Source organism: Dyadobacter crusticola DSM 16708, assembly GCF_000701505.1.
Taxonomy (GTDB): domain Bacteria; phylum Bacteroidota; class Bacteroidia; order Cytophagales; family Spirosomataceae; genus Dyadobacter; species Dyadobacter crusticola.
The window spans coordinates 383,332-395,045 of record NZ_JNJB01000001.1; the positions used below are offsets into that span (position 1 = coordinate 383,332).

Consider the following 11,714-nt stretch of genomic DNA (forward strand, 5'->3'; position numbering starts at 1 on the left):
ATGCGGCCTGTTACCAGATCCGCGAAATACCCAGGAATCCGCCTGTGCTGTTCCTGAAAATCTCGCCACTGTCTGTCGACAGGCGCGCTATAAGACTTGTGTTTCTTAGCTTGGGCAATTTGTACCCGGCAGAAGCCAGCAGCGACAATTGACTGCGCGGAGGCTCAAAGCTGGCTCCGGGTGTTCCGAAATTGCGGCTGAATGAACCGCGGAATCCAAACTGCCAGCTGTTGCCTAAATTAGCCTGTGCCCCTGCATACCATACGTTGACCCTGTTATTAGGATAAAACCGCCCGCTCTTCGGCTTGCTTTGATCCATATCTTTCCCCGGGATAATAAATGGCGTACCCACGGCATTACCCTGGTAAGACCACCCTTGTGTATATTGGCTGTGGTTCAGGTAATTGTCAGCACCCTGGAATTTGCTGCCCGGGATATAGAATGTAGAACCCGATTGATCCTTGGTCGTCAGGAATTCCAGTGTAAGCCGCGTTAGCCTGAACATATTTCCCGCAGATGCAGTGCTTGTTTTGAAGCTTACCCCAAAAAGTCCGTCAGGTACATTTTTAAAAATCATACTCGATACATCTTCAAATGGATGCTGGTGGTATACAAACATGTTGTAACCGAGCACCTTTGCTTCCACCCCGAAATCGTAGCTACCGAGGTGGTTACCTAGGCGGTAGCTGTCAAATGCGCCGTAACCGTTTTTTTCGTACCAATTTTTGGGCGTATAGGCAAATACAATATTGGGATAGAGGCTCCATGAAGAAGGGAATTTTCCATCCTTGGCGAGGTCCGGCTCGTTTTTCAGGTAATCGGCTTGGCCGGCCCAGAGCACGTTATGGTTAAGACCGGCATACACCTTCACATTCGATTTCGGCTTTCCGAACCGGAAGTACATAAACTTCTGGTGCAAACGCACACCTTCAAGGTAGTTGGTGGCAAACCAGCCGTGCGAGAAACCCGCGTGAATGGCGAGGAAGTTTTTCGTGAATTTCAGAGGTGTAAAACCAATGGTACCGATCTGTACTTTGGGGATTGGCAGCGCATTGCCCGAGCCGGAATAAAAACCCATACTCATCGTAGAATCCCCCAGACCCATCAATTCCATTCTGCGGCCTGCGTAAAACTCCACATTTTTAAACCGCACACTGGCGTAAGCCTCCGGTAGCAGGACTTTTGCGTCGTTTGCTTTGGAATAAACCAGTACCGGGTTTACTGAGGCACTCCAGTCAAACTTGCGTGCCTTCTTGCTCACACTATCATAGAACACGTAGTTCCTGCGTACCGCGGCAGACGCAAGCGCCGCCGGGGCGTCGGTAGGAATAACACCGAACTGGTTGGTACGCAGCCAGAAAGGGGTAGTTTTGTTGGAAGCAGCAATCACGCCAAGCTCGGCCTTGGCCGAAAGGTTAGCTGGTAACGAATTTTTCTGCCCGAAAGAGCAGACCGACCAAAGAAATGTGATCGCGGTGAAAGTGATGGTAAATATTCTGGGCAGAGGCATCTTAGCTAGATGAAGTAATGTACTGCAAGATAAGAGCTTGCCATGTATATCTATGCGCCAACACCCAAAAAGGCGGAATTACTCCTTGAAGTTTTAAGGAGGAAAGGGAGGAAGGGGAAGAAGGGGAAGAAGGGGAGGAAAGGGACGAAGGGACGAAGGAAGCTTGCTCCATCCTCCCCTTCCTCCATCCTCCCTTTCCTCCCCTAAAAAATTACTCACTCCGAAGCGACCTGACCGGATTCATGACTGCGGCCCGGATACTCTGGAAGCTGACGGTCAGGAAGGCGATGGCGGTGGAGAGAATGCCGGCTAGTACGAATATCCACCAGTAGATATCGGTTTTGTATGCAAAGTTTTCAAGCCACTTGTACATCGCGTAGTAAGCTACCGGCGAGGCGATGATAAATGCGATGAATACCAGTTTCAGGAAATCCCTGGAAAGCAGTCCCACAATGCTGCCGATCGATGCGCCCATTACTTTCCGTACGCCGATTTCTTTGGTACGCTGCATGGTACTGTAAGAAGCAAGTCCAAGTAATCCCAGACAGGAAATGAAAATAGCAAGGATCGCGAAGTTGAAAAACAGCTTCTCGAAACGCTCTTCTGCCCGATACTGCCGGTCAAAGAATTCATCCATAAAATAGTAGCTGAATGGTCGCTCCGGTATGATCTGTTTCCATTTTTCCTCTACTGCCGCGAGCACGGTTTTCACATCCTTACCTTCCATTTTAACAGAAATCAGCTCGGTTCCATTGGGTTCAATGCGCATGGAGAGCGGCTTGATCGTTTCCTGCAGCGAACGAAAATGAAAATCTTTAACAACTCCCACAATCTTGCCTTCCCTGCCCCACTGCTTGAACCGACGGCCAATCGCCTCCTCCGGCGAGCTGTAACCAAAAAGCTTGACAGCGGCTTCGTTTAGTACCATCGCCTGTGTTGTGTCTGTTCCAAATTCCTTTGCAAACGGGCGGCCCGCCGCCATTTTAAGGCCGAAATGCGGGATATAGTCGAAATCTACGAAGTACAGATCCAGGTTGGCTATCTGCAGATCGCCGCTTTTATTTTCAATTTCCGAATAGGCACCTGGGTTACCACTGCCGGGTACGCTGGACGAAATGGTAGTCGATTTTACGCCCGCAAGATTGGCCAGTGACTGACGGAATGCTTCTTTTTTAGGGTCACCCTGAGAGTTGACGATCAGCATCTGGTCTTTGGCGAAACCAAGGTCGCGGTTACGCATGTAGTTCATTTGTGTATAAACCACGATCGTTGAGATAATCAGCGCAATTGAAATCGCAAACTGTACGGTTACCAATCCTTTTCTCAACAAAATACCTTTCACACTTGTCGTAAACCGCCCTTTTAAAACAACCACCGGCTCAAAGGACGAAAGAACCAGCGCCGGATATATTCCCGCCAGTACCCCAATGCACAATGCAGCCACAAACATGATCAGCACATAGGAAAGATTACTGAAAATCCCTTCGCTGATAATCTTTCCTGCGAGCGTATTGAACAAAGGCATCAACGCAGCCGACAGGAGCATTGATAAAACAAATGCAATCAGACAAAGCAACACCGATTCACTGATAAATTGCCGCGCTACCAATGATTTTGGCGCCCCCACTACTTTGCGGATGCCCACTTCTTTCGCCCGCTCGACAGAACGTGCAGTGGTGAGATTGATAAAATTGATGCAGGCTATCAGCAGGATAAAGATTGCAACTGCCGCAAATATGTACACATTATTCATACTCCCCGTCTCCTGGCCGCCACGCGTCGAATGCAGGTATACGTTTCTCAGCGGTTCGAGAAAAAGGGTGTAATGCATTTGCATTTGGTCCATCAGCTTACCGGCCCTTTTCTTTAAAAAAGCGGGAAGCTTCTTTTCTAATGCAGCCCCGGTAGTTCCGGGTTTGAGCAGCAGGTAGGTAGTCGCGCCGAAATTGCCCCATTGCTCGTCCAGGTCTTTGCTAAACCGCTGTGTTTGCGTGGACATGGAAATGAGCATATCCGCCTTGATTTGTGAGTTTTCGGGAATATCCTGCAAAACGCCTGTTACCACGGCAGGCAGCCCCTCGCCCGAAAGCAGGAGCGTTTGTCCGATCGGGTCTGCATTGCCGAAGTACTTTTTCACCGCTTTTTCGCTCAGCACCAGGCTCAGCTGGTTCTTCAAGGCAGTTTTTGGGTTTCCTTTTAATAGTTTAAAATCAAAAACATGAAAAAAGCTGGAATCAGCGAAGGCTGTATTCTCTTCCTGAAACTTAATGTCGCCTTTCCTGACCAAAAAACTGCCGCCACTCACCCGCGTAAAAGCTTCCACTTCGGGAAGATCCGCAGCGATCGCAGGCGCAAATGCCCACGAGGTAGAGCTCGTGTTAATGGTTTCAGAAGGCGTTTTGATGTCCGTAACCAACCTGTAAATACGGTCTCCTTTACTATGGAACGCATCATAATTCAGCTCGAAGCTGACATACAGAAAAATCAGGAAGCAAGCCGACATCCCGACAGTCAGTCCCATTACATTGATAAAGGAAAAAACCTTATGCTTCCAAAGGTTACGAAAGGCGATTTTGAGATAGTTTTTTAACATAGGTATCGGGATTGAGGGGACTTTAGCTGTTAGCTGTTAGCTGTTAGCTGTTGTACAAATTATGCGCCACTAAGGATTTACTATCGAATAGTCTAATATTCAATTATTACAAATTGAATACATAGAAACTACTGTTCACATTCGGACGTTTTTGTTCGGTAAGAAGGAAAGAGAGGATAAAAAACTTCCCTCTCCATCCTCCCTCCCTCCTTCCTCCCTTTCACTCACTCTTCAACGACTTCACCGGGTTCGTCAAAGCTGCCTTAATGCTTTGAAAACTGACAGTTATAAATGCGATTGTGATGGCGAGGGCTGCGCCGGCCGCGAACCTCCACCAACTTATTTTGATCCGGTACTGGAAATCCTGTAACCATTTGTTCATGAAGTACCAGGCGAAGGGGATAGCACCGACAGTTGAAATCATTATCAATCTGGCAAAATCCTGAGAGATTAAAGCAACAATCCTTCCCACGGAAGCACCTAGCACTTTCCTGATCCCAATTTCCCTGGTACGTACTTCGGCCGCAAAGGTTACTAAACCGAACAATCCGATAGAAGCAATGAAAATTGCGAGTAAGGTGAAGATATTGAACATCTTCCCCATTCTCACCTCTGTTTTAATTGTTTGATCAAGTGCATCATCAAGGAAGTAGTACTCGAAAGGTCTTCCGGGAAAATATTTTTCGAACCGCTGCTTTATGATCTGAATATTAGCACTTACTTCTGCTTTGGGGTCGAGACGAGCATAAAGTACTCCTCTTGATCCAGCCTCTTTATCAAAACTCAATGGATCAGGCTCTATCATCAAAGCCATAGGTTTGATACCGTCACGAGGAGATATGAATTGAAAATCTCGAATAACACCTGCAACTTCATCCAAATCATTAATAGATTTCCCCAGAGGTGTTTTCTCGATTTCGAATGCGCTGACAGCCGCTTCGTTTAATAAGACGTGTTTTCTGCTGGTGAATGTACCTGGTACAGGTGCCATTTTCCATTTAATACCTAATGTTTTGACAAAATCAGCGTCCGTTACTATGTAGTACAATTTGATTTTTTCTTTTGTGCGCCAATGTTTGATTGACCAGATGTTATAACTCCGGAAAAGTCCTAGATCAGCAATGGAAACGCTCTGTACGCCCGTATAATGACTTAGCTCATTTTTGAATGCGAAGAGATTCTGTATGGTGTCGTGATCAACAGGAATTGATAAAACTTGATCCTTGTACAATCCCAAATCTCTGTTCTGCATATAAGAAATCTGGTTTCTCACAATCACGCTACAAATGATAAGTGTAGTTGAAATTGCGAACTGAAATACTGTCAATAGTTTTCTTACTGATGCCCCACTATACTTGCCGGCAACCTTCCCTTTAATAATATCGAGCGGTGCAAACCCGGAGATCATTAATGCGGGGTAACCACCGGCAATCAGGACTATTAAGCAAAAAAGGAACAGCAAAAATCCAAGAAATTCCGGTGATAGAATAAACGATATATCAATGCGTAAATCAAGTAATTGATAAAACGGCTGGCGAAAAAACTCGATCAACAAACCAGCAAGCAGAAAGGCAAGAACACATAACAGCAATGATTCAATATAAAATTGTTTTATTAAACCAATTCTTCCCGAGCCAATAAACTTTCTAACGCCAACTTCTTTTGCCCGTAGTGTCGCACGGGCAGTAGTCAGACTTACATAGTTAACTACTGCTAAAAGGATAATTAGAATCGCTATTCCGGCAAAAACGTAAACCAGTTTCGTCTTGCCTGGATTTCTCAGATCTTTACTCAGGTGAACCAAAGATAGGTTTTCCAGCGAATAGGAGAATTGTTCATTTGAGCCTGCTGTTTTGCTGAAAGTCTTGTTAATGTCTTCTTCAACACTGGCTGCACGGTTTTCAGAATTTAGTAAAAGATAGATATTAAAAGATCCTCCCGCCGCCCATTTAGATTTATCAACTCCATTCAAAGCAGGAAATGTTTCTAATGGTAGCAGAAAGTCAAAATGGAACGAAGAGTTAGATGGCAGGTCTTCTGTGACGCCAGTTACCTGTAAGACAAGTTTTCCCTCTACCAGAAGCACTTTGCCTATTGGATCGGTATCCGCGAAATATTTCAACGCCATCTCGCGAGATATAATTACACTATTAGGCTTCCTGAGCGCATAATTGATGTCGCCTTTTTTTAAGGGAAAAGAAAATATGCGAAGAAGAGATGGATCAGCAAAGAGGATCTCTTTCTCATAAAACATTCTCTCTGGTCTGTCAGGATTTTTCATCACCACATTGCCGTGTTGAGACATCCATCGTACATAATCCTTAATATGTGGATTTCTTGCTTTGAGAGTTGGTGCAAAATCAGAGGGAAATGAAGCAAATTGCAGCTCCTCCTGGCCGATTATTTGTGATTGAACAACTCTAAAAATCTGTTTATAGTTACTATGATATTTGTCGTAACTAAGTTCATGCATTACGAAAAGCAGAATTAGAACAGACACTGCGATTCCTGTTGCAAGCCCAGCTATATTAATTATAGAATAGGTTTTATTGCGAATAAGATTGCGAAATGCAATTTTTAGATAGTTTAAGATCATGATCATAGTGTGTTTATGTTTAACATTCTCAGTAAATGCCAAGTACTAGCAAAACAGCTAATTAATGTCTTGGCCTAAGACCTCCCTTTCACTCACTCTTCAACGACTTCACCGGGTTCGTCAAAGCTGCCTTAATGCTTTGAAAACTGACAGTTATAAATGCGATTGTGATGGCGAGGGCTGCGCCGGCCGCGAACATCCACCAGCTTATTTCGATCCGGTACTGGAAATCCTATAACCATTTGTTCATGAAGTACCAGGCGAAGGGTGAGCTGATCAGAATGGCGATAGAAACCAGGGTAAGGAAATCTTTGGATAGCAGGGTTACAATGCTGGAAACTGATGCTCCGAGTACTTTGCGGACCCCTACTTCTTTCATTCGCTGCTGCGCCATGAATGTAGCCAAGCCAAACAGCCCCAGGCAGGCGATGAAAATGGATAAACCGGCAAATGCCTGGTAAAGCAGGCTCATTTGCCTTTCTTGTTTGTAAAAGTCGTCAATTGACTCGTCGAAAAACTGACCCTGGAAGGCTACCTCGGGAAATACTTTGCCGTAAATGCGCTCGATATCCGCGACTGCTTTGGAGAGATTCTGCGTGCGGATTTTGATGCCTCCCCGCCAGTAAAACTGCTTCATAGGCGTGATAAGAATCGGGGTCATCGCCTCACGCGCCGAGCTGGCTTTGAAGTCTTTAACAACCCCTACGATCGGTTGCCACTTGCCGCCGCCGAGCCTGATATTTTTACCAATCACCGAAGCGGGATCTTTGATGTTCAGCTTTTTCAGCAAAGTCTCATTCACAACGCAGGAACCTACCGAATCGCCGCGCTCGTAGGGCTTTCCGGCAACAAACTCGAGTCCGTATGTTTTGAAATAATCCTCATCGGCAAACTTGTTGAATATCTGAAATTCCTCGTCTTTGCCCCTGTTGCCGAACGCGAAGTTACCCGACCATTTGTTCTCAGACGAAGGCACATCGGAAGCAAAACTCACCGCATTGATCGCAGGATTTTGGAGCAATTCATTTTTAAAAGTTTGAAAACGGCTTCCGTAAGCATCATCGAGTGTAACCGAGTACACACCTTCTTTGGTAAAGCCCAGATCCAGATTTTGCACGAATTCCATCTGTGTTATCGTCACGATTGTACCCACTATCAGAATTTGGGAAACGCCGAACTGGATTACAATCAATGCTTTTTGAAGGGAAATACCGCCGATAGAACGCGTGGCTGCACGGCTCTTGATAGCCTCAATCGGCTTGAAGCCCGACATGACAATGGCCGGATAAAATCCTGCAACAATACTGATAGCAAGAGAAAGCACTACCACAAATACCCAGATCCGGGGATTGCTGATGACCGGAAGGTCGGCGGGTACCTGAGATATTTTGCCAAGAAGCGGCATGCAAAGCGTCGCTAACACGACACCGAATGCAACCGAAAAGCTGACCACCAGAAAAGTCTCACTCAAAAACTGACTTACCAGTTCCTGACGGCTGCTTCCCAGCACTTTCCGCACACCCACTTCCATTGCCCTTCTCGCTGACTGTACGGTAGCGAGATTTACAAAGTTTACACAAGCCATGAAAATGATCAGTACCCCGATAATCACCAGCGTCCATAGTACTCCCCTGCTGGTTTGGTGATTCGAGAAGTTATGATAACGGTTGTCGTGATGCTGGTCGGCGAGTGGACTTAAAAGCAGCTTGATCCTGGAATTATCGTTCTTCTTGTTGTAATGCTTGACAGCGAATTTGGCTAGCAGGTTTTCAACTGACGCTACCGTCATGTTTTCAGGAAGGAGCACAAAGAGCTGATCGCTGCTGCTGGTGGTCCCCCAATTCTCGAAATCTCCGTGTCCAAAATGCAATGGCTGCTGCCGCTTGCTCTCGTAAGATACCAGCATGTCTACGGGGAAGTCGGTGTTTACAGGCGGGTCGGCCAGTATGCCGCCGATCTGCATTACTACCTTGTTGTTGATCTTCAAATATTTGCCGACCGCTTCCTGCCAGCTGCCGAAGTATTTTTCGGCCCGCCGCTTCGACAGTACGATTACATTTGGATCCTTCAAAACTTCTTTTGATCCCGCGAGCCAGGCAAAATCGAAAACGTCAAAGAACTCCGGCTCCGTCATCAAGCCTTCATCCTCCTCTCTGAACTTCTGGCCCTGCGACTGATTGTTTGCATTTTTTCCCAAAACTGTAACCTGCGCGTCCATAGTACCATGTACGGGGACGATCTTGTCGAGCTGTGGCAAATCCACTTTCAATGCAGCTGGAAAAGGTAATGGGTTGCCCGGGGAATAGTCCGTTTGTCCACTCGTATACTGCGTTTCCCTCACGATCCGGTAAATGCGGTCGTGCTTTGCGTGGAATTTATCAAATCCCGATTCATAATTATAGACCACGTACAGGAGCAGGCATGCAGCTACACCTACTGACAGGCCTAACACATTCAGGATCGTGTAGTTGCGATACCGCAGCAACGTGCGCAATGCAATTTTGAAATGATTGATTAACATGGTGAATTTGTTTTCTTGCTCGTTAGTCGCGCCTCAATGTATCGGCCGGGTTCATCAATGCTGCTCTGATGCTTTGAAAGCTGATCGTGATCAATGCAATTACAATGGCGGCCAGACTTGCTGTCAGATAGATCCAAACCGGGATTTGAATGCGATAGGAAAAGTCTTCCAACCATTTTTCCATGAAATACCAGGCAACCGGCAGGGAAAAAACAATGGAAAGCAATACCAGTTTGATAAAATCCTTTGACAACAAAGTGATAATACCAGCCACCGAAGCACCGAGCACCTTCCGGATGCCGATCTCTTTTGTGCGCGTCTCGGCCGTGAATGTCACCAGTCCGAAAAGCCCCATGCAGGCTATGAAAATGGCGACTCCGGTAAACAGCGAAAACATCTTCGACATGCGTACCTCCGTCTGAAAGGTTTCATTGAACGCGTCGTCGAGAAAGTAGTATTCGAATGGCTTGTTCAATTCATACTTCTTAAAGATTTGACCGATCGCTTCCACATTCGCTTTGATATCGGCTTTTGGATCGAGGCGGGCATACAGTACTCCGCTGGAATTGGAGTATTTTAGAATATTCGTAGTGTCGCTCATCACGTAAAGTCCAAGCCCGCGGATACCTTCCTGCGGTGAGTTGTAATGGAAGTTGCTGACGATACCGGCTATTTCATCCTTATCGCCGATTTTCTGCCCGACCGGATTGCCTTTTACGCCCAGTTCTTTGACCGCAGCTTCGTTCAGCAGCACATAGTTCCGGTTTTTATACGTACCCGGCTGAGGTGCTACTTTTAATTTCAAGCCCATTGTTTTTACGAAATTATTGTCGGCCACCATAGTGATCAGCCCTACATCTTTCCGGGTAGTGAAATTTTTCAGGAACCAGATATTATATCCTTTGAAAAGCCCCGAGTTAGTGGCCGAAACGCCATTGACCCCGGCGCGGTCGCGGATTTCATTCCGCAATGGAAAGTAGTTATTGGCAAGCGACTGCGTGATAGGAATAGCAAGCACCTGATCTTTATAGAGGCCGAGCTCTTTGTTTTGCAGGAATGTAAGCTGGTCTTTCACAACGAGGCTGCACACGATAAGCGTAATGGAAACTGTGAACTGAAAAACCATGAAAGTTTTCCTGACCGCAGCACCACTTTGTCCGCGCGAAAAACGACCTTTCAGCACTTCCAAAGGCGCAAATCCCGACAGCACCAGCGCGGGGTAACTTCCCGCGACCATTGCAGTAACAACCAGCAGCGCGACTAGGAAGGTCATGAACTGGGGCGATAGCAGGAATGCAGCATCTATATGCAGATCAAGCAGGTTATAAAAAGGCTGCATCAGCAGGTTGACGAGCACGAAAGAGAGCAGGAATGCGATCGTACAAACCAGTACCGACTCCATGTAAAACTGTGCAACCAGGCCTTTTTTGCCGGCGCCGACTACCTTCCGGACACCCACTTCTTTCGCACGCAAGGTGGAGCGGGCTGTGGTGAGGCTCATGTAATTGAAGAGTGCCAGGAACAGGATCAGCAATGCGATACCTGCAAAAATCGGGATCATCTTGCCCGCTCCTACCCCTCCGAAATTGTTACCTAAATGGATAGTACTGAATTGATCTAGCACGTACTTCGAGTTTTTACTAAGAAAATCGGCCGTACTGCTAAGCTTGCCTATCGCTTTTTCCACCTTGCCGACCGACGCTTCTGAATCAAGCAGGAGGTAAGTGGTGAAAACGCCCTCATTCTCATAAAGATCTTTGTTTTGCGCGCTTAACTGCGGGAAACTAGCCGTGGAAGTAATGAAATCAAGGTCGAATGTAGAGTTGGAAGGCGCGTTTTCCATGATCCCGGTGATCTGCATGGGGTGTTTTCCATCGTATAAGAGCGTCTTTCCAACGGGATCTGCTGCGCCGAAATATTTTTGTGCTGCTCTTTCCGAGATTACCAGCGTAAAAGGCTTGTCAAGCGCGCGGGCTGTGCTTCCTTCTTTGAATTTGAATGAAAATACAGTAAAGAAAGAGGGATCGGCGAACAGGAAGTTCTCTTCATAGAAAAGCTGGCCAGTAGCCGGTGACTTGATCACAACTTTCTCGTAAGACTCTTTAACGCGCACGAAATCCTTTACCTGCGTTTCCGTCGATTTCAATGCAGGACCAACGCGCTGATTGAAGCCAGTCATTTGAAGATCATTCCCGTCTATCTTAATCTGCGCCACGAGCCTGAATATCCGTTGATGGTTCGCATGAAATCGATCAAAACTCAGCTCGTGCATGACGAAAATGAGGATCAAAACAGAAACCGCCATTCCCAAAGCCAGCCCGGCAATATTGATCACCGAGTAAGTTCTGTTATGTACCAGCGTCCGAAGCGCAATTTTCAGATAGTTTTTCAGCATAAAATATTGATTTCTTAGGATTAGGGCGAAGCAGAAGAATTGGAGTTTATAGAGCATTATCCCTCCTCCTTCCTCCCTTTCCTCCTTCCTACATTCTTC

5 protein-coding genes are annotated in these 11,714 nt (G+C 46.4%); all 5 read right to left on the reverse strand.

The features are described 5' to 3' along the window. Positions 1–10: 10 nt before the first annotated feature. Positions 11–1,510, reverse strand: a complete 1,500-nt coding sequence (locus Q369_RS0101775) for a capsule assembly Wzi family protein (RefSeq protein WP_084165621.1) — start codon at positions 1,508–1,510, stop codon at positions 11–13. A gap of 211 nt (positions 1,511–1,721) precedes the next feature. Further along, a complete protein-coding gene (locus Q369_RS0101780) occupies positions 1,722–4,103 on the reverse strand; it encodes an ABC transporter permease (RefSeq protein ID WP_031525954.1) in 2,382 nt (793 codons plus the stop codon). Positions 4,104–4,323: 220 nt separating this feature from the next. Next, complete coding sequence (locus Q369_RS0101785; protein ID WP_031525956.1) at positions 4,324–6,699, reverse strand: ABC transporter permease; 2,376 nt, start codon at positions 6,697–6,699, stop codon at positions 4,324–4,326. 232 nt (positions 6,700–6,931) lie between these two features. Continuing rightward, positions 6,932–9,220: an ABC transporter permease gene (locus Q369_RS27475; RefSeq protein WP_051663863.1), complete on the reverse strand. Its 2,289-nt coding sequence runs from the start codon at positions 9,218–9,220 to the stop codon at positions 6,932–6,934. 22 nt (positions 9,221–9,242) lie between these two features. After that, entirely contained in the window at positions 9,243–11,615 is a 2,373-nt protein-coding gene (locus Q369_RS0101795) for an ABC transporter permease (RefSeq protein ID WP_031525958.1), read from the reverse strand. Between the last annotated feature and the right edge of the window lie 99 nt (positions 11,616–11,714).